This window comes from Chloroflexia bacterium SDU3-3, assembly GCA_009268125.1.
Lineage (GTDB): Bacteria > Chloroflexota > Chloroflexia > Chloroflexales > Roseiflexaceae > SDU3-3.
In genome coordinates this window covers 463,528-482,617 of sequence record WBOU01000003.1, presented here as the reverse complement: position 1 = coordinate 482,617, position 19,090 = coordinate 463,528, and the positions used below count along the sequence as shown (strand labels likewise).

Annotated in this window: 17 protein-coding genes; 8 read left to right on the top strand and 9 right to left on the bottom strand. The window is 66.8% G+C overall.

Features of this window, described 5'->3' with window-relative positions:
* The first annotated feature begins 57 nt into the window (after positions 1-57).
* The 3 genes from F8S13_07175 (at position 58) to F8S13_07165 (ending at position 1,831) form a co-directional block, all read left to right on the top strand.
* Positions 58-513, top strand: a complete 456-nt coding sequence (locus tag F8S13_07175) for a hypothetical protein (GenBank protein KAB8144644.1) — start codon at positions 58-60, stop codon at positions 511-513.
* 91 nt (positions 514-604) lie between these two features.
* Positions 605-1,471, top strand: a complete 867-nt coding sequence (locus tag F8S13_07170) for an SDR family oxidoreductase (GenBank protein ID KAB8144643.1) — start codon at positions 605-607, stop codon at positions 1,469-1,471.
* Between the two features lie 33 nt (positions 1,472-1,504).
* Entirely contained in the window at positions 1,505-1,831 is a 327-nt protein-coding gene (locus tag F8S13_07165; protein ID KAB8144642.1) for a DUF4174 domain-containing protein, read from the top strand.
* 116 nt (positions 1,832-1,947) lie between these two features.
* On the opposite strand, the gene F8S13_07160 is transcribed toward F8S13_07165, so the two are convergent.
* The 6 genes from F8S13_07160 to F8S13_07135 all read right to left on the bottom strand — a co-directional run bounded on the left by F8S13_07160 (position 1,948) and on the right by F8S13_07135 (position 10,972).
* Positions 1,948-2,682, bottom strand: a complete 735-nt coding sequence (locus F8S13_07160; protein ID KAB8144641.1) for an RNA methyltransferase — start codon at positions 2,680-2,682, stop codon at positions 1,948-1,950.
* A gap of 16 nt (positions 2,683-2,698) precedes the next feature.
* On the bottom strand, positions 2,699-3,649 hold the full coding sequence (locus F8S13_07155; GenBank protein ID KAB8144640.1) for a threonine/serine dehydratase: 951 nt from the start codon (positions 3,647-3,649) through the stop codon (positions 2,699-2,701).
* Positions 3,650-4,000: 351 nt separating this feature from the next.
* Entirely contained in the window at positions 4,001-6,784 is a 2,784-nt protein-coding gene (locus tag F8S13_07150; GenBank protein KAB8144639.1) for a chitinase, read from the bottom strand.
* A 92-nt stretch (positions 6,785-6,876) separates the two neighbouring features.
* Positions 6,877-7,608, bottom strand: coding sequence for a class I SAM-dependent methyltransferase (locus F8S13_07145; GenBank protein KAB8144638.1), 732 nt, complete (start codon positions 7,606-7,608; stop codon positions 6,877-6,879).
* Between the two features lie 169 nt (positions 7,609-7,777).
* Positions 7,778-9,766 carry an ABC-F family ATP-binding cassette domain-containing protein gene (locus F8S13_07140; protein KAB8144637.1) on the bottom strand — a complete coding sequence of 663 codons (1,989 nt, stop codon included), beginning with the start codon at positions 9,764-9,766 and terminating at the stop codon, positions 7,778-7,780.
* A 393-nt stretch (positions 9,767-10,159) separates the two neighbouring features.
* A complete protein-coding gene (locus F8S13_07135; GenBank protein KAB8144636.1) occupies positions 10,160-10,972 on the bottom strand; it encodes an alpha/beta hydrolase in 813 nt (270 codons plus the stop codon).
* A gap of 436 nt (positions 10,973-11,408) precedes the next feature.
* Here F8S13_07135 and F8S13_07130 point away from each other — a divergent pair, with 436 nt between their 5' ends.
* Entirely contained in the window at positions 11,409-11,861 is a 453-nt protein-coding gene (locus F8S13_07130; protein KAB8144635.1) for a helix-turn-helix transcriptional regulator, read from the top strand.
* Between the two features lie 73 nt (positions 11,862-11,934).
* Here the strand turns inward: F8S13_07130 and sucC are convergent, their stop codons facing one another.
* Positions 11,935-13,077: an ADP-forming succinate--CoA ligase subunit beta gene (gene sucC, locus F8S13_07125; protein ID KAB8144634.1), complete on the bottom strand. Its 1,143-nt coding sequence runs from the start codon at positions 13,075-13,077 to the stop codon at positions 11,935-11,937.
* A gap of 1,251 nt (positions 13,078-14,328) precedes the next feature.
* Here sucC and F8S13_07120 point away from each other — a divergent pair.
* The 3 genes from F8S13_07120 to F8S13_07110 all read left to right on the top strand — a co-directional run bounded on the left by F8S13_07120 (position 14,329) and on the right by F8S13_07110 (position 16,750).
* Positions 14,329-15,558, top strand: coding sequence for a PLP-dependent transferase (locus F8S13_07120; GenBank protein KAB8144633.1), 1,230 nt, complete (start codon positions 14,329-14,331; stop codon positions 15,556-15,558).
* Positions 15,559-15,562: 4 nt separating this feature from the next.
* Complete coding sequence (locus F8S13_07115; protein ID KAB8144688.1) at positions 15,563-16,378, top strand: MBL fold metallo-hydrolase; 816 nt, start codon at positions 15,563-15,565, stop codon at positions 16,376-16,378.
* Positions 16,379-16,447: 69 nt separating this feature from the next.
* Positions 16,448-16,750 (top strand): hypothetical protein, encoded by a 303-nt coding sequence (locus F8S13_07110; protein ID KAB8144632.1) that lies wholly within the window; start codon positions 16,448-16,450, stop codon positions 16,748-16,750.
* A gap of 73 nt (positions 16,751-16,823) precedes the next feature.
* Here F8S13_07110 and F8S13_07105 read toward each other — a convergent pair whose 3' ends face one another.
* The gene (locus F8S13_07105; protein KAB8144631.1) at positions 16,824-17,306 is read right to left on the bottom strand and encodes an acyl-CoA thioesterase; all 483 of its coding nucleotides are present in this window, start codon (positions 17,304-17,306) and stop codon (positions 16,824-16,826) included.
* A gap of 120 nt (positions 17,307-17,426) precedes the next feature.
* On the opposite strand from F8S13_07105, the gene F8S13_07100 reads away from it, so the two are divergent.
* Positions 17,427-18,608: an alanyl-tRNA editing protein gene (locus F8S13_07100; GenBank protein ID KAB8144630.1), complete on the top strand. Its 1,182-nt coding sequence runs from the start codon at positions 17,427-17,429 to the stop codon at positions 18,606-18,608.
* 74 nt (positions 18,609-18,682) lie between these two features.
* Here the strand turns inward: F8S13_07100 and F8S13_07095 are convergent, their stop codons facing one another.
* Positions 18,683-19,090 (bottom strand): response regulator, encoded by a 408-nt coding sequence (locus F8S13_07095; GenBank protein ID KAB8144629.1) that lies wholly within the window; start codon positions 19,088-19,090, stop codon positions 18,683-18,685.

Here is a 19,090-nt window from a genome sequence, read left to right as displayed (position 1 = left end):
GGGGCTGGATGTGGATGCCCCGAGCGGCTATACTAGGGGCGCAGAGAAGGAGCGACCATGCGCAAGATTTTGATCACCGCCGTCGCAGCGCTGGCGATCGCCGCCACGGCATTTGTGGGCACCAGCTATGTGCTCTCGTCCGCCCCCGCCGATATCACCCTGAGCGAGTCGGGCTGCGCGGAGGCCAGCTTCACGCTGCCGCCCACCCGCGAGCCGCTGATCACGTTGCGCAACACCAGCAGCGAGCCGATGGTCTTCACTATCCCCAAGATCGCCCAGTGGGTGAGCGTGCCGCCGCACGCCAGCGCGCCGTTCCAGCTGCCGCGCTACATTATGGGCAATTTCACGGCCTTCTGCATGAGCGAGTCGGAGCACGAGGCCCTGAACGGCGGCGGCAACCACTTCCTCTGCTCGCTGCAGCCCGAGGAGGTGGCCCCCTACGCGCTGAACAGCGTGGCCTTCACCATCGCCACCCACGACCGCATCCACGAGCTGCTGGAGAAGGTGCGCTAGCTGCCCTGATCCTTGGCGATATTGCTGCGCTGCTGGCATAGTCGTTGCAGTAGCTGCCGGAAGAAAGCAATATGCTGAAGGAGAGCGCGCCATGTCTGAGCAGAAATCAAAGCAGACCCTGCCAGCGCAGCAGCAGTCGCAGCGCCCTGGCCGCGAAAGCGAGATGACGCCCCGCCCCAACGCCGACGACCAGCGCTACCAGGGCAGCGGCAAGCTGCGCGATAAGGTGGCCCTGATCACCGGCGGCGACAGCGGCATCGGGCGGGCGGTGGCGGTGGCCTTTGCCAAAGAGGGCGCCGACAGCGTGATCGTGTACCGCGAGGAGCACGACGACGCCCAGGAGACCCAGCGGATGGTCGAGCAGTACGGGCGGCGGGCCATGCTGCTGGCGGGCGACATCGGCGACGAGTCGTTCTGCGCGCAGGTGGTGGAGCGCGCCGTGGCCGAGCTTGGGCGGATCGATGTGGTGGTGAACAACGCCGCCGAGCAGCACCCCCAGAAGAGCATCGCCGACATCACATCCGAGCAGCTTGAGCGGACGTTCCGCACCAATATTTTTGGCATGTTCTACCTGGTGAAGGCGGCCCTGCCCTACCTGGGCAAAGGCAGCGCGATCATCAACACCACCTCGGTCACGGCCTACCAAGGCAGCCCCATGCTGCTGGACTACTCCTCGACCAAGGGCGCGATTGTGGCGTTCACGCGCTCGCTCTCGCAGGCCCTGATCGAGCAGGGCATCCGCGTGAACGCCGTGGCCCCCGGCCCGATCTGGACGCCGCTCATCCCCTCGACCTTCCCGCCCGAGAAGGTGGCCACCTTCGGCTCGGATGTGCCGATGAAGCGGCCCGGCCAGCCCGAGGAGGTGGCCAACTGCTTTGTGTTCCTGGCCTCGGACGACTCGTCGTACATGGCTGGGCAGGTGCTGCACCCCAACGGCGGCAACGTGGTGAACGGCTAGTGATCTTTATCGCATCGCGAAAGGGAGAAGGACATGCTAGAAATCGATCAGTATCGCTGGAAGAGCCGCCTGCTGCTGGTGTTTGCCTCGGCGGGCGATGACCCAGACTTTCTTTCGCAACAGCGCATGCTGGAGGGCCGCGAGGGCGAGCTCGCCGCCCACGAGACGCTGGTGATGCACATCCTCGACGGGGCGCTGCCGAACGTGGCCAGCGCCCGCGAGCGCTTCCGCATCGAGCCGGGCGCGTTTGCAGTGGTGCTGGTGGAGAAGGATGGCAGCGCGCCGCTGGTGTCGCGCACGCCGGTGGGCGTCGACCGGGTGCTGGCGATGGTGGCTGGCATACAGGAGCGGGCGATCTAGCGCTATGGCGACGATGGCCATTGGGTTCACCCGAACCCCAAGCGCGAGCGCATCCCAGCGCTAGCGGCAGCAGGATAGAGCGAGGCGGGCCAGATGGTGGCCCCGCCTCTTTTTTTCTACTGGCTGGCTGTGCGGCGCAGGAAGGCCTGCACCTCGCGGGCGATGGCGGTGAGCAGCGCCACCTCGCGGGCCTGCGGCTCGGCGCGCTGCAGCAGCTGGCGGAGCGCGCGCATGGTGGGGGCGCTGCCGCTCTTGAAGAACTGGATGGCCTGCAGCGCCCGCTCGGCCTCGGCGAAGCACTGCTCTAGATCGGCGGCGGTGGCGGGCTGGGATGATGCGGCGGGCTGGGCGGGCTGGGCGGGCGCGGCCATCCACAGCTCGTAGCCCAGCAGCAGCACGGCCTGGGCCAGGTTGAGCGAGGTGTAGGCCGGGTTGATCGGCAGGCGCACCAGGGCGTGGCAGCGGTCGAGCGCGGCGTTGTCCAGCCCGTTATCCTCCGGCCCGAACAGAAGGGCCACACGGCCCCGCTGGGCGCGGGCGCGCAGCTCGGCGGCCAGGGTGCGCACATCGGAGCGCGCGGGCAGGTCGCCCCGGGCGCGGGCGCTGGTGCCCACCACATAGGTGGCGTCGGCCAGGGCCTCGCCCAGCGTAGGCACCACGCGCATGCTGGCCAGCACATCCTCGCTGCGGTGGGCGATGCCGGTGATGTCCTCGGCGGCGAAGGGCGCGGGCGCGACCAGCCGCAGCTGGCTGAGGCCGGTGTTTTTCATGGCGCGCACCGCCCCGCCGATGTTGCGCACGTCGCGGGTGTGCATCAGCACCACCGCGATGTTGTCTAGCTCGCTGGTCATGCGTCCTTCCTGTATGCTAGCCGAGCCATGTCTGCATCTGCTCGGGGGTGAGGTTGCCACCGCACAGCACGGTGGCCACGGTCTTGCCCCGGAAGCGCGCGCCGTGCTCCAGCAGGGCCGAGATGCCGACCGCGCCCGATGGCTCCAGCACCAGGCCGAGGTGGCGGTGGGCCAGGCGCATGGCGGCGATCATGCTGGGGTCGCTGACGAGGATGATGTCGTCGATGCTGCCCGAGATGTCGGCCAGGGCCTCGGGGATGGGGATGCGGGTGCCAATACCATCGGCGATGGTGCTGATGCTGGGCGTCTCGACCAACGCGCCGCTGCGCCACGACTGCTCCATGCAGGGCGCGCCCCTGGCGGCCACGCCCACGATCTGGATGTGGGGGGCGTGGTGGCGCACCCAGCGGGCAACGCCGCCGAGCAGTGCGCCGTTGCCGAGGGCGATCAGCAGCACGTCGAACGGCTCCACCGAGCGCAGCAGCTCGACGCCGATAGTGCCCGCGCCCTCGGAGATGCGCGGGTCGCGGCCATCCTCGACCATAGCCGCGCCGGTCGTTTCGGCCACGCGCCTGGCCTCGATCTTGGCGGCGTCGAAATCTTGGCCGTGCAGCACCACGCTGGCCCCCATGGCGCGCATGCGCTCGACCTTGAGCGGGTTGGCGTTGACGCTGGCGTAGACGGTGAGCGGGATGCCGCGCTGGCGACATGCGTAGGCCATGGCCTGGCCGAAATTCCCCGCGCTGGCGGTGATGATCGGCTGGCCGGGTGTGGCGCTGGCGGCGTAGTAGGCGGCCCCGCGCCCCTTGAAGCTGCGGATGGGGTTGAGGGTCTCGACCTTGACGAGCAGCCGCGCGCCGAGCGCCTGGCCGAGCGGCTCGGCGACGTACTGCGGGGTGTTGCGGAAGATGGGGTCGATGATGCTTTCGGCCTCGCGGATGTGTTCGAGTGACAGTCGGTGGTGCATAGAGACCTCGCGGCACGACAGGTTTGGCCTATAGTACCACGTTCGCACACGCAGTCCGACGGGCTGGGAAAGAACCGTTTACCACGAAGGCGCGAAGGGGAGAACGAGAACCGTTTACCACCAAGACTCCAAGACACCAAGGGAGCAAAAGAACCGTTTACCACAAAGGCGCGAAGACACGAAGGGGGAACAAGAATCGTCTACCACTAAGATAGCAAGATGCCAAGAGGGGGAATGGGAGTGAATGCTGTGCCCGCCCCCAGCGTTACGCTGATGCACGCACAGCGACGGCGCGGGATTAATCCCGCGCCGTCGCTGTGCATACGCCCTATGGCGCGCTCTAGAGGTGGACTAGGATGCCTGCCAGAGCGCGGGGACGTTCGGCGGCTCCCAGCCTACCAGCGCGGTGTGGGCCTGGAGGCAGCGGTAGGTAACGCCGCTGTAGGTGACCAGGTCGCCAACCTTGTAGGCGGTGCCAGCGGCCCATGCCTTGACCGAGCTTGTGGCCGTAGGCGTGGCGGTGGGCGCTGCGGTCTTGGTGGGCGTGCTGGTGGCCGCTGCGGTCTTGGTGGGCGTGCTGGTGGCCACCGTGGTGGGGGCCGTTGTCTTGGTGGGCGTGCTGGTGGCCGCCGTGGTGGCGGTGGCCGTGGCGGCGCACGCGCCCTTATCCAGCCACACGCCGCTGGTGGTCACGCCCGGCTCCTCGCCCTGGGTCCACCACTGGGCCTGCCAGGTGTGTCCGCCGTGGCTCACCTGCGCGCCGCCGGTGTAGACATCAGCGCTTTTCCAGGCCGGGGCGGTGCAAGTGCTGCCGGTGGGCGTGGCGGTGGGCGCTGCGGTCTTGGTGGGTGTGGCGGTCGGCCCGCTGGTCTTGGTGGGCGTGGCTGTGCCCACGGCGGTGGGGGCCGCGGTCTTGGTGGGCGTGGCCGTGCCCACGGCGGTGGGCGTGGTGGCACCGCCGCTGGTGCGGGGGTACTCGGAGGCGAACAGGTAGCTCTGGCCGCCCACCTTGGCCACGAAGTTCGACGGCCCGGCGATCGGCAGGTAGTAGACTAGGGCCACATCTACGCTGCCGCCCACCGGGATGCTCTGCCACGAGGGCAGGGTGAACGACACGCGGTTGAAGTCGCCCTTTAGGCCGCCCTTGTTCGCGCCGGTGTGGCCGCTGCTGATCACCTTCAGGCCAAAGCCCGACTGGTCGGCCATGGTGCTGGGGGCGGTGGTGGGGTAGTCGAACTGGAACTCGCTGCCGCCCGGGATGGCCATGGTGCTGTTGTTGGTGAGCCGCAGCTTGGGATTGATCGGGTAGTTGTTGTCGCCCAGGGCGAACTCGACCAGCTCGGCCTTGATGTTGATCGTGCCGGTGGGCATGGTGTCGTTGGCCCGCTTTGCTCCGTAGGGTGTGGCGGTGCGAAACTTGTCGTAGAGCAGGCTGGTGAGCGTGGTGCCCATGAAGTACTCGCCCTTGCCGCCGTTGCGGCTGGCGTCGTAGGCGTAGTCGCCCGCCAGCTCCCAGATCATCACGCCGCCGATGCCCTTGTCGATCACATACTGGGCCTTGGCCGCCAGCGACTCCTCATCCTCGGTGGAGATGAAGACCTTCTTCTGGGCGTTCCAGAGCCACGGGGCCACCAGGCCGCTGTCGTAGTAGCGGGCGTAGCTGCCGGTGAGCTTGTCCTCGGGGTCGGCGCTGGGGTTGAGGCCGTAGACGCCCAGGTAGCTAGGGGTGATGCCATGCTGGAGGTTCTGGGCGTGCCAGAGCGGGTTGGAGCCAGCGCCGATCTCCGAGCCGTCGGCGTTGCTGTCGTGCCACAGGTTGTCGATGCCGCGCGCGCCGTCGCCGCAGGTGCTGAGGCCGGTGGCGCAGCCGCTGCCAGGGGCGGTGCCCCACAGGCCGTTGGTGCCGCCGCTCACGTTCTTCCAGCCGCGCGTGTAGTAGGGCACGCCCAGGTTGATGCGGCCCGACTGCACCGCGCCGCGGAAGTAGTGGTAGGCCCAGTCGGTGTTGAGGTAGCCGATGCCGCCGTACTGCTGGGTGGTGTAGATGCTGGCGCTGGCCAGCTCGCCGTCGTTGCCCTGATCGTAGAGCGCGGCGTTGGGGCCGACGTACTGGTTCCATGCGCCGTGCAGGTCGTACGACATCAGATTGATGTAGTCGAGGTACTGGGTGACCTGGTAGTTTTCCATGCCGCGCAGCAGGTAGCCGGATGTGGGGGCTGCGATGGTGAGCATGTAGTACTTGCCATCCTGCGCCGCCGCCGCGTCGAGCTTCTCGCGCAGGGTCTTCATCAGGGCCACGTAGCCCTTCATCAGCACCGCGCGGCGCGGGTTGGCGGTGGCCCAGTCGATCGGGTTGCCCGCATCTTTCATGGATGTGGGGTACTCGTAGTCGATATCCACGCCGTCGAAGCCGTAGGTGCGCAGGAAGGTCACCACCGAGTCGGCGAAGGTGTTGATGCCTGCGGTGTTCACCGTGCTGGCGTCGGATGTGGTCATGGTGTAGAAGCCGCTGGTGTCGGCCCAGCCGCCCACCGAGATCAGCGTCTTGACGCTGGGGTGCTGCTTCTTGTACTTGTTCAGCAGGTTGAAGTGGCCCTTGTAGGCCAGCGCGCTGTCCATCTCGGCCCCAGCCACACCCGGCCATGTCATGCCGGTGGCGGGGTTGTCGGCGCTGGCGGTGTCGCCGATCGCGATCTTGTTTTGGCTGCTGACACTGGCGAAGGCGTAGTTGATGTGGGTGACCTTATCCCACGGGATGTTGCTGGCCAAGAAGGCGGGGGTGCCATCCTTGCCGGTGCGCCAGCTGGCGAAGTAGCCGATGATCCGCCGCCCGTGGTCGCTGCCCAGCTTCTCTCGCCCGCTGGTGTCGTAGGCGAGGCAGTAGGGCGTGTTGACGCCGGGGGTCTGGTACATCCCGTCGGGTCGGCACTGCTCCTGGGTGCTCTGGCTGGCTGGCATGGCCTGCGCGGGCGCGGGCGCGAGCGGCGAGAGCGGCAGCGCCAGCATGCCCAGCGTGGCGATGGCGGCGGCGCTGGTGCGGAGTCGGTGGGATAGCAGCATGGACAATGCTCCTTGTGTGCGGAACGGTGCGAGGAGGTGTTGGGCATTGGGGTGCCCATCGCTATCTCCTGCCATGTGTTCCTGAGCATAGCCGATGCTGCTAGGCGCGGCTAGGGTAGGATTGCCGAGTTTTTACCACTTTTTAATAAAAAGAGCGTGGATTCTGCCTAGGCAAGTGCGAGGCGCTTCTGGATGGTGACGCTGAGCCAACCCCCTTCGAGCGCGCAGGATGTGGCAGCACGCGTGGCCAGCTGTTGGGTGATATTGATCCGCGCGGTGCGGCTTTCCACCACAAAGTCGCCGCGATCTACGGTGAAGTTCCATTGATGGAGGCTGGTATAGCCCTCGCGCTCGGCCTCGTTGTCCTCGTGCCCAAGCACGATCCAGCCGCCGGGCCGCGTCGCCACGAGCATCGACTGGATGGCGACCAGCGGGTTCTCGGTGTGGTCGATGCAGTTCTGGGCATGGACAATGTCGAAGCGGTCGGGGCCAAAATGGCGCTCTACCTGCTCGGCGGCCACCGCGATAGTGCGGATGGGCGGGGTGATCTGGTATCGCGCGAGCAGCATGTCGTAGTGGGGGGCGAGAAGGTCGGTGGCCACGATCCGCAGCGTTTTCGACGGGTGCTGCATCCCGACGATGGTTAGCGGCCCCGCGCCCACATCGAGGATGTCGACCGCCTCGGCGTCAACCTGATCGGCTAGGGGGCGCAGGTGTGCGGCGAGCGGGCGCTGCGGGTCGAGCCGCTGCCGGTAGTCGTCGGGCCACTCAAGGCCGCGTGTGCGAAACCATTTGTCCCAGAAGGCGATCTCGTCGCGCAGGCCTGCGGTGCGGTTGGGAAAGCGGCGGCGGTACATGCGGCGCAGCAGCGAGAGCTGCGAGCGAAGGTACTGTTGCATGTATCTGCTCGTTTCTATCTTTGGCGGGTTGATTCTATAGGGTGCTTCGTTGGGGAAATTGTATCCGCCATTATAGATCAGATCGCTGTGATTTGTGCCACGAGTTTTCGGTATGATGCATTTTTTGGGTGGGCGCGGCACCCCCGCCGTGCCCACCCGCGCCGCGCTCCTAGCCCGCCACGGCGGCCCACTCGTCGTAGCGGGTCTGCAGCTTCTCCTGCACCTGGGTGTACTGGATGCCCAGGTTCGTGACCTTCTTGTGGTCGCTCTTCTCGCTGGCTGCGTTCATCTCCTGCTCTAGCTGCTTCAGCTCGGCCTCAAGCCGGGCGATCTCGTTCTCGATGCTGGAGAGCTGGCGCTGGCGCTTGCGCTCGTCGCGCTGCTGATCTTTCGAGATCGGAGCCTTGGGCTGGGGGGGCGCAGCGGGCTTGGGTGTTTCGGCAACTTTGGCAGGCTCGGCTTTGGGCTGAGGTGCAGGCTCGGCCTTGGGCTTCTGCGCGGCCTCGTTGGCATCGGCCCACTCGCTGTAGGTGCCCTCGAAGGGCGTGATTGTGCTGTTGTTCACCGACCAGATCGTGTCGGCCACCGCGTCGATGAAGTAGCGGTCGTGCGACACAAACAGGATGGTGCCGGGGTACTCGTTCAGCACGGTCTCCAGCGCCTCGCGGGCGTCGATGTCGAGGTGGTTGGTCGGCTCGTCGAGCACCATCAGGTTGCCGCCCATCAGGGTGAGCTGGGCCAGCGCCACGCGGCTGCGCTCGCCGCCGGAGAGGTCGCCGATGCGCTTGTAGACGTCGTCGCCGCTGAACAGGAAGCGGCCCAGCAGCGTGCGGGCCTGGGTCTCCTTCAGGTCGGGGTTGACCCGCCAGATCTCGTCGAGCACGCTGGCCTGGGGGTTCAGGCCCTCGTGGGTCTGGGCGTAGTAGTTCATCTTCACGTTGTAGCCCAGCCGGGTGCCGCCGCTGAGCGCGGGGTGCTCGCCGATGATCGTGCGCAGCAGGGTGGTCTTGCCGCAGCCGTTCGGCCCGATCAGGGCCACGCGCTGGCCGCGCTGGATCTCGATCTCGGGGGCGCGCAGCAGCACCTTGGCGGTGCGCTGGCCGTCGGCCTGGTTGGCGAAGCCCACCACCAGCTTGTCGAGGCTCAGCACGCGCTCGCCGCTGCGCAGGTCGGTGGCCAGGTTCATGGCCAGCTTCTTCTGCGTCTCGGGGCGGTCGATCAGCTTGGTGCCGCGCCCGCTGCCACCGACCCAGCCCTCCTTCATGCGGTTGAGCCGCTTCTCGCGGCCCCGCGCCTCCTTGCTGCGCTGGCCGGCCTTGAACCGGCGGATAAACTCCTCGGTCTTGGCGATCTCGGCCTGCTGGCGGCTAAACTGCTTGAGCTGCAGCTCAAGCTTTGCGGCCTTCAGCTCAAGGTACTTGTTGTAGCCCGCCGGGTAGTCGCCATCCAGCCTGCCGAAGGCCACCTCAAGCGTGCGGTTCGTCACCTTGTCCAGAAAGTAGCGGTCATGGGAGATCACGATCAGTGTGCCATCCCACTGCTTGAGGAAGCGCTCCAGCCACTCAAGCGCGGCGAGGTCGAGATGGTTGGTCGGCTCGTCGAGCATCAGCAGGTCGGGGTCGGAAAGCAGCACCGCCGCCAGCGCGGCACGGGTTTTCTGGCCGCCGCTGAACTGGCCGACCTTCTGGTGCCACTGCTCGTGGGTGAAGCCCAGCCCATCCAGCGTGCGCTCAATGCGCCGCTCGATCTCATAGCCGCCGCTGTGCTCGAACTTGGCGGTCAGCTCGCCGTAGCGCTCCATCTGCTCTTCCCAGTCGGGCGCGCTGGTGTCGGCGATGCGGTGCTCTAGCGTGCTGATCTCTTGGCGAAGCTCCATCAGGTAGCTCAGCGCAGCCTCCATCTCCTCCCATAGGGTCAGCGCGCCGCTGAACTGGGCCTCCTGGGTCAGGTAGGCCACGCGGGTGCCGCGCGCCATGTACACGCCGCCCTTGTCGGGCGTTTCCACCCCGCCGATGATCTTCATCAGAGTCGATTTGCCCGCGCCGTTCACGCCCACCAGCGCGATCTTGTCGCCGCGCGCCGCCTGAAAGCTGATGTCGCTGAAGATGTGCTCGGCTCCGTAGAATTTGGTCAGGCCGCCGACGTTCAAGATTGACATAGTCGTCCCTTCGTTTGACATAAAAACGCCGCGATGCAGATGCCTGCGCCGCGGCTCATGTATGGTCGTTCAGTCGTTTAGTTTCTGGAAAAAAGGCGCACGTATCCCAGGAATATCTAGCTTGCTGCTCTGATAATCAGCAGAAGAGCCATCCTAGGAAATCCTCCACGTGCGAGTACGAACGAAAGAAGCTTACCATAGCTTGGCCGCCCGTGTCAATCGTGCCAGCGACGGAGTGCCGAGCGGTCGTTTACCACCAAGACACCAAGACACCAAGGTGAGAAAGGGAACGAATAACCACGAGGGTGCGAAGACACGAAAGAAAACGGGCGCGGGGCCGACCGTAGGCCGACCCCGCGCCGAGGTGCGCTGTTTACACGTGCTCCCTGCGGCCTAGCGCGGCATGTGCTCGGCCAGGAATGCGCGTACGATCTGCTCGTACTTCTCGGGCTGCTCGTAGCGCACGCAGTGACCGGCATCTGCAAGCCGCGTCACCTCAATGCTGGGGTTCAGCTGCCTGATCTCCTGCTCGATCTTCGGGCTGATGATCGCGCCGCGCTCGGCCTCGGCGGTGATGATCAGGGTGGGCACGCGGATCTTGGGGAGATACTCGGCAGATGGTGTGACCGGCTCGCGCAGCCAGTCGAACACGTGCAGGTTGAGCTGCTTCTTCGACTCGGCCCAGTCGTAGAGCACGCGCTCATCCCAGCTGGGCACCTGCTGGTGCTGATGCGCCACCAGCTGCTCGATGCTGGCCTCCTGCACCTTCTTGTGCTCCGCCGCCCACTGGTCGACATTCGGCGGGGTGTCGCGCGCCTCGTTGTAGAAGAACGCGGGGTCTTCGAGGATGGCGAGGTGCACGCGCTCGGGGTGCAGGGCCGCCAGCATGCCGCTGGACTCGCCGCCCATCGAGTGGCCGATGATCGCGACCTTCTCCAGCCCCAGCGCGTCCAGCAGGCCGATTGCGTCGGCCACGCGGTCTTGGGTGCGGTAGCCCTTCTCGGGGACGCTGGTCTTGCCATGGCCGCGTGCGTCGGGCATGATCAGGTCGTACTCGCCCTCAAGCTGGCTGGCCAGCAGGCTCCAGCAGTGGCCGTGGTCGGTGAGGCCGTGGGCGCAGAGGATGGTGGGCTTGCCCGTGCCGGTGCGCCAGAAGTGAATGTCGATGCCGTTGGCGTGGATGGTCTGCTCGGTCCACTTGGTCATTGCAGCTCTCCCTTGCTCCGGCGGCTGCGGTGCCGTCGGGGCGTCGTCGTGAGCGGCCCAGCTCTCGTTTACGCGGCTGGGTCGCGCTCTCTATTATACGAGCGTTTTGCACTGTGTCGTGCGTCTGAAGCTGTAGCCGCAGGCCGCTGCGCCTCACCTGTTGTGGGGCCGCTGTGTTCTTGTTCGGCAGCAGGTTTATACCACCAAGGCAGCAAGGAAAAAAGGAGGCAAGACCCACGAAGGCTTGAAGATTCGAAGGAAAAAGATACAAACCTTCGAGCCCTGGTGTCTTCGTGGTAAAGAAGTTTCGGTGAATCAAGAGCGCATCGGCCCTGCACGCTTTGTAGTTAGGGGATGGGAGCGCGGGCGCACGTGCTACAATGCAGAATCACGGCACCCTGGCCGTGGGCGATGATGGGTGAGGGGAGGAGCGCGCATGGGCCGACACGAGCCGCCCGAGACGCTCGGGCAGCGCATCGCGCGGCTGCGCAGCCAGTGCGGCTGGACCCAGCAGCAGCTGGCCGAGCGCATCGCGGCATCGCGGGTTGCGGTCTCGCACTTCGAGATGGGGATGGCCCAGCCGAGCGAGCGCACAGTGGTGCTGCTGGCGGGCCTTTTCAAGATCGACCCGCTGGCACTGGTGGCCAACACGCAGTACCCCGAGGCCAAGATCGAGAAGCTGCCCGCCGTGTCGCTGCGCTACACCGAGGCCGAGCTGCAGATCGCGCTGCTGCGGCGCGACATGGAGTGGGCGGCGCGCATGGGCGAGGATGCGCTGGCCCAGCAGCGTAGTATCTGCCGCACCCAGGCCCAGCGCCTGCTGGAAGCAGCGGGCGACCGCGACGAGCTGCGGATGCTTGAGGGCTTTCTGGCCGAGATCGACGCCTAGCGGCTACACAAAGGCCCCGAGATACAGCAAACTACCGCTGTGTCTTGGGGCCTTTGTGCTATTCGATGGCGTGCTAGGCGCGGGCCTGCGCCGCCGCCACCGCCTTCTGGGCGGCGTCGGCCAGGGTCTCGGCGGCAATGAGCTTGGACTCGGCCAGCAGGGCGCGGCCTGCCTCGGCGTTGGTGCCCACCAGGCGGGCGATCATGGGCACGTCGGTGTCCACCTCGTCCAGCGCGGCGATGATGCCGCGGGCCACCTCATCCACGCGGGTGATGCCGCCGAAAATGTTGAACATCACGGCCTTGACGTTGGGGTCGGAGAGGATGATCTGCAGCGCGGCCTTCACCTTGTCCTTGCCTGCGCCGCCGCCGATGTCGAGGAAGTTGGCCGGCTCGCCGCCGTAGAGCTTCACCACGTCCATGGTGGCCATGGCGAGGCCCGCGCCGTTCACCATGCAGCCGATGTCGCCATCGAGCTTGATGAAGGTGATGCCCGCCTCGCGGGCGTGCTGCTCGGCCAGCGGCTCGTCGGATGCGTCGCGGATGGCCTCCAGATCGGGGTGGCGGAACAGCGCGGAGTCATCGAGCACGATCTTGGAGTCGAGGGCCTGGAGCTTGCCGTCGGGCAGCACCACCAGCGGGTTGATCTCGGCCAGGGTGGCGTCGGTCTCCATGTAGGCCTTGTAGAGCGCCGAGGCGATCTGGGCGAACTGGCGGGCCTGCTTGCCGTCGGTCAGGCCGATGCCGAAGGCCAGCTGGAGCGCCTGGAAGCTCTGCAGGCCCAGCATCGGCTCGGCCTCGATCTTCACGATCGCGTCGGGGTTGGTCTTGGCGACCTGCTCGATCTCTACGCCGCCCTCGGATGAGGCCATCACGATGATCTTCTTCTTGGCGCGGTCCATGATCACGCCAAGGTAGATCTCCTTCTCGTAGCTGATCGCTTCGGCGACGAGCACCTTCTCGACGGTGAGGCCCTTGATGTCCATGCCAAGGATCTGGCCCGCCACCTGCTCGGCCTGCTCGGGGGTGTCGGCCAGCTTCACGCCGCCCGCCTTGCCGCGCCCGCCCACAAACACCTGCGCCTTCACAACCACACGCCCGCCGATCTGCTCGGCCAGGGCGCGCGCTTCCTGAGGCGTAGAGGCTACGCCGCCGCCAGTCACCGGGATCTTATAGCGGGCGAGGATGTCGCGCGCCTGATATTCGTGTAGCTTCATCTACGCTCCTTATCTGTGTACGCCATCGTGCGGGCCATTGTAGCGCCGCGCTATGGTGCTGTCAACGTGGGGTAGCGGTTTCTTCACTATCCGATTATTTGGGGGTGCCTTTTGCTGTTTTGGCGGTAAAGCGGCGCACCGGGGCTAGCCCCTCACATGGTGTTATTTCTCGAAGGCGTTTCCGTATCGGGCCGACCTGCTGCGGCCTCGATCATGATGGTTCCTCATGGTTGGTGGGTGGATGCCCTGCGCGGGCAGCGGCTAGGGGCCAGCCCCTAGCAACCCCGCGATGGGGCGATGCCCCTCAACAGGTGTCACTTTTCCCGTCGGCGCTGGGCGTTTTTTCCTTCAGCGATGGCATTGGTCGATGTTTGGTTGGTGTGTGCCCTGCGCGGGCAGCGCCTCGGGGCCAGCCCCTAGGAACCCCGCGAGGGGGCGTTGCCCCCTTCGAAACCCCCAATTTGTAGCATTCCTATGCCGAAATCAGGCATCTGGTGTTCGTGCATATGGCCAGTGTGCACGAGCGGCACCTTCGCCGCATGGGCCGGGTGGGTGAGATCGAGAATCTTCCATGCGGTGCATGGCCTGGCACGCGTTCTCTCGTCATGTGCCGCATCCGAATGCTCCGCCAGAGCAAGTGACACCATGTGAGGGCATCGCCTCCTCCGAACCCCCCAATGTTGAGCGTTCCTATGCTGATCGCTGGCGGCTGGTGTTCGTGCCTATGGCCATCAAAACATACGTAACACCTTCGCCGCACGGGCCGGGTGGTAGATTTGGCCCCCGCTTTTTTTAATTGAGCGATAGTGCATGTAGGTTTTGATCTGCGGGATGTGTTCTTTAGACAAAAGACATGGTGATTAAGCTTCCGGCGATGGTGATTAAGCTTCCGGCGATGGTGATTAAGCTTCCGGCGATGGTGATTAAGCTTCCGGCGATGGTGATTAAGCTTCCGGCGATGGTGATTAAGCTTCCGGCGATGGTGATCGAGCAATCTCTTGTATGATCTGTGGGTACTCTTGATTATACGTTTGCTTGATATACGTTGCTCTGGTTTATCGTTCTTTTTCTTTGCTGCCTTCGTGTCTTCATGGTATTCGTCTGTTTTGTACGCTTGGTGCCTTGGATCCTTGGTGGTAAATGGCTCGCTCGTTTCGGGGTTGGTGGGGGGAACGTATGCTATACTTTTGCCGATCTGCGCTGTTTTGCCGACCCGTGGCACCGACACCTATTCCTCAGCGAGGTAGCCCTATGAGCCAAGAAGAACGATCGAGCTGGAACTTGACCACGCGCCTGGTGCACGAGGGCGAGCGTGATCGACAGCCGAAGGCCACCCCCACCGCCACCCCGATCTACACGAGCGCCACCTACCTCTACCCCAGTGCCGAGCAGCTCGACGAGTGCTTCGAGCGCGGCGAGGGCTTTGTCTACACCCGCCACGGTAACCCCACGGTCGAGGCCTTCGAGCGGGCCATGGCGGTGGCCGAGGGCGGCCACGCCGCCGTGGCTTTTGGGTCGGGCATGGCAGCGCTGCACGCGGCCATCCTGGCGGCGGGCACCCCGCGCGGCGAGACCAGCCCGCAGGTGGGCAGCATTCTGGCCGCGCGCGACCTGTACGGTGCGACCACCAGCCTGCTGCAGAGCTTCTTCGCCGACCAGGGCGCGCAGGTTCACTTCGTAGACATGTGCGATCTGGCCGCTGTGGATGCCGCGATCGAGCGGCACGCGCCTCAGGTGCTGCTGGTCGAGCAGATCTCGAACCCCCTGCTGAAGGTGGTGGATATCGCCGCGCTGGCCCAGCGCGCCAAGGCGGCGGGCGCGCGCATGGTGGTGGATAGCACGATGACCACGCCCATCCTGCAGCGCCCGCTGCTGCTGGGGGCCGATCTGGTGGTGCATAGCGCCACCAAGTACATCGGCGGCCACGGCGACGCCATGGGCGGCGTGGCGGTGGCCCGCGCCCCGCTGGTGGCCAGCTCGCTCGCGCGCTACAGCAAGCTGCTGGGCGCGGTGCTCGGCCCGCACGAGGCATTTACGCTGCTGCGCGGCCTGAAGACGCTGGCGCTGCGCGTGCGCCAGCAGAACGCCAACGCGGCCCAGGTGGCGGCGTGGCTGGCCGAGCAGCCCGAGGTTGGGAGGGTGTTCTACCCCGGCCTAGCCAGCCACCCGCAGCACGCGCTGGCGGCGGATGTGTTCGGCGGCCTGTTCGGCGCGATGGTGACGGTGGAGCTGGCCGAGGGCGGGCGCGAGCAGGTGTTTCGCGCCGTGAACGCGCTGCGGCTGGTGCTGCCGGCCACCAGCCTGGGCGATATCTACACCCTGGTGAGCGTGCCGATGATGTCCTCGCACCGCGACCTCTCGCCCGAGCAGCGCGCCGAGCGCGGCATCAGCGATGGGATGGTGCGCTTCTCGGTGGGGATCGAGGATGCGGGCGATATTCTGGCCGATCTGCGGCGCGCCCTGGATGCGCTGCGGGCCTAGCCGTATGACGATCTATGTCACATCCTTCGCCTCGGGCAGCAGCGGCAACGCGCTGCTGGTGCGCACGCCAGGCGCGGCTCTGCTGGTGGACTGCGGCATCGCGCAGCGCACCCTGGAGCGCCACCTGGCCCACGAGGGACTGCGCCCCGCCGACCTGACGGCCATCCTGCTGACCCACGAGCACGGCGACCACACCCACTGCGCCGGGCCATTCGCGCGCCGCCACGGCCTGACGGTGGTGGCCAACGGCCCGACTCTGGCCGCGCTCGGCCCCGCGCTGGCGGGCGTGCGCACCGCCGAGCTGGCGGTGGGCGGCGCTGCGGCACTGGGCGACTGCCTGGTGCAGAGCTTCGCGGTGTGCCACGACGCCGCCGCGCCGGTGGGCTACACCCTGCGCGCCGATGAGGGCTGCGTGGGCGTGGCCATCGACCTGGGCTGCTGGGATGATGCGGTGGCGGCGGCCCTGGCCCCCGCCGACATGGTGGTGCTAGAGGCCAACCACGACCGCGAGCGGCTGCGCATCGCGCCCTACACATGGCCGGTCAAGCAGCGCATCTTCGGCAGGCTGGGCCACCTAGACAATATCGACGCGGGGCAGCTGCTGGCCCGCGTGGCCAGCGATGGGCGGCGGCGCACCGCATGGCTGGCCCACCTTTCCGAGCAGGCCAACTCGCCTGGCATCGCCGAGCAGGCGGTGGCGGGCGTGCTGGCCCTGGCGGGCGTGCGCGGCGTGAGCGTGAAGGCCATGCCGCGCCGCCAGCCCATGCGCTGGGCCAGCGACCAGCTGATGGCGCAGCGCTCGATGTTCGACGAGGGCTAGCCCCGAAATGGCACAGGTCTTGCAAATGGCGTGGAAGAAGTTCTTGAAGCGGCAGAGAGCGAGGAGCCTATGGCAGTGCAAGGTATGCTGACGCGGCTGGTGGTGGTGGCGGGTGCCGCACTGGTTGGAACCTACGTCGGCGAGTTCATCCGCAGCCCCCAGCAGTCCCCCGATACGGCCTCGATGGGCCTGGTGCGGGCCTCGTACCAGGGCAGCAGCGTGGTGGGCGTGCGCGTGAATCTGACAAACCTTATTCCCGCCCTGATCATCGCGTGGCTGGCTGGCCCGCCGCGCCCGGTGGCCGCATTCCTGGGCGGCGTGCTCACCGGCGCGCTGCTGGGCGATACCCTAGAGCCAAAGGGCGAGCGATAGCGACCGTCGAGGCAGCATAGGGCGGGCGCGGCATATGTGCCGCGCCCGCCCTCGTCTTGTGCTGTGGCGCTGCCTAGCGCTGCTGGCGGGCCTTGATGCTGTGGCGGATCTCCTCGCCGATGGCCCACTCGGCCCTGGCCTCCTCGTCCTCCAGCAGCAGCTCGGGCACCAGCGCTGGGCGGCCCTGGCTGTCGATCGCCACCATGCTGAAGTAGCCGGTGGTGCACAGCCGTGTGTGGCCCTCCAGCGGGTGCTCGGCGTGGATGTGGATGCGCACGATCATGGATGAGCGCCCGGCGTGGATGACCTTGGCCCTGGCCTCGATGATCTCGCTGGGCTGGATGGGCGTGCGGAAGTCGATCCGCTCGGTGGAGGCTGTCACCACCGGCATGCGGCAGAATCGTAGCGCCGCCACCGCCGCCGCCCGGTCCATCTTGGCCATCACCTCGCCGCCAAACATGGTGCCGTGCCCGTTGGCCTGGCTGGGCAGCACGATGTCGGCCATAAAGATCTCGGGCGCGGCGAGCCTGGGCCGATCAATACTCTGGTCTGTCATAGTGTTCTCTCTCTATTGCTGTCGTGGCTACAGCTCTGGCGGGGCCGACGCGGCCCGGTCGCTCTCGTTGCTGCATGCGGCTGATTCAAGCCATTGTATACTTCTTTTCGAGGAGGACGTATGCAAACTGAACGGCTCTATTATTCCGACCCGTATATTCGCAGCTTTAGCGCGCAGGTGGTGGGGCGGCGCGAGCAGGCCGGGCACCACGAGGTGGCGCTCGATCAGACCGCCTTCTACCCCGAGGGCGGCGGCCAGCCGGGCGACCAGGGCCTGCTGGGCGGGGTGGCCGTGATCGATACCCAGGCGGAGGATGGCGTGGTCTGGCACCGGCTGGCCGCGCCGCTTGCGGCCGATGCGGCGGTGGGCGAGATCGACTGGGCGCGGCGCTTCGACCATATGCAGCAGCATCTGGGCCAGCACATGCTCTCGGCGGCGCTGGAGCAGCTGTACGATCTGCGCACGGTCTCGTTTCACTTGGGCGTGGGGCTGGTGACGATCGACATCGAGGGCCAGCTGTCCGCCGAGCAGGCGGCGGGGGCCGAGGCGCTGGTGAACGAGGTGATCTGGGAGGACCGGCCTGTGCTGGCCCGCTTCGTCACCGCCGAGGAGCTGGCCACCATCGCGCTGCGCAGGCCGCCCAAGGTCAGCGGCCCCATCCGCGTGGTCTCGGTGCCCGACTTCGACCACTCGGCCTGCGGCGGCACCCACCCGCGCTCGACCGGCGGGGTGGGCGTGGTGCACATCCGCCGCGCCGAGCGGCGGGGCGAGCTCACGCGGGTCGAGTTCCTGTGCGGCGGGCGCGCCCTGCGCGACTACCAGGCCAAGGATGCGGTCAGCGCCCAGCTGGCCGGGGTGTTCAGCGTGGCCCCCGCCGAGCTGCCCGACGCGGTGGCTCGCCTGCGCGAGGCCGAGGAGCGCAGCCGCAAGGCCCTGGCCCAGGCCAGCGAGCGGCTGCTGCTGGCCGAGGCCGCCGAGCTGGCCGCGCAGGCCGTCGAGCGCGGCGGGCTGCGCGTGGTGCGCCGCGCCTTCGCCGGGCGGACGGTGGATGAGGTGCGCGCTCTGGCCGGGCACCTGTGCGCGGCGGGCTGCCTGGCCCTGCTGGCCGCCGTGGGCGAGCGCGCCCAGCTAGTGTTTGCCCGCCCGGCCCAGGCCGCCGCCCCCGACTGCGGCGCGCTGCTGCGCGCCACCGTGGCCCAGTTCGGCGGGCGCGGCGGCGGCCAGCCCGCCATGGCCCAGGGCGGCATTGCCAGCGCGGCGGATGCCGATGCGGCCCTGGATGCGGCGCTGGCCCAGCTGTAGGTGTGGCCCACATACAAAGGCGGCGGGAGAGGCGCTACCTCTCCCGCCGCCTTTGCGTCGCCAGCGCGCCGCGCCTACCACCAGAAGGTGCGGCCCTCCAGCATGGCCCGCACCTGATCGGTGATCTTGTCGGGCCGGATGGGCTTGCTGATAAAGCTGTTGAACCCCGCGTCCTTGGCGCGCAGCCTCGTCTCGTGCATGATGTTGGCCGTCACGGCGGCGATATGCGTCCCGGCGGTCTTGGGGTGGGCGCGCAGCTTCTGGATGATCGTGAAGCCGCTCTCGCCCGGCAGGCCGATGTCGAGCAGCACCAGATCGACCTTGGGCAGCGCATCGACCAGCGCGATCAGCTTGGCCCCGCTGCTGCGGTGGTACACGTTCTTGAAGCCAGCGTGCTTCAGCAGCTCCTCGGCGATTAGGTACGAGTTCGGGTCATCCTCCACCAGGATGATATAGGCTTCCTCAACGGGCTGAACGGTCAT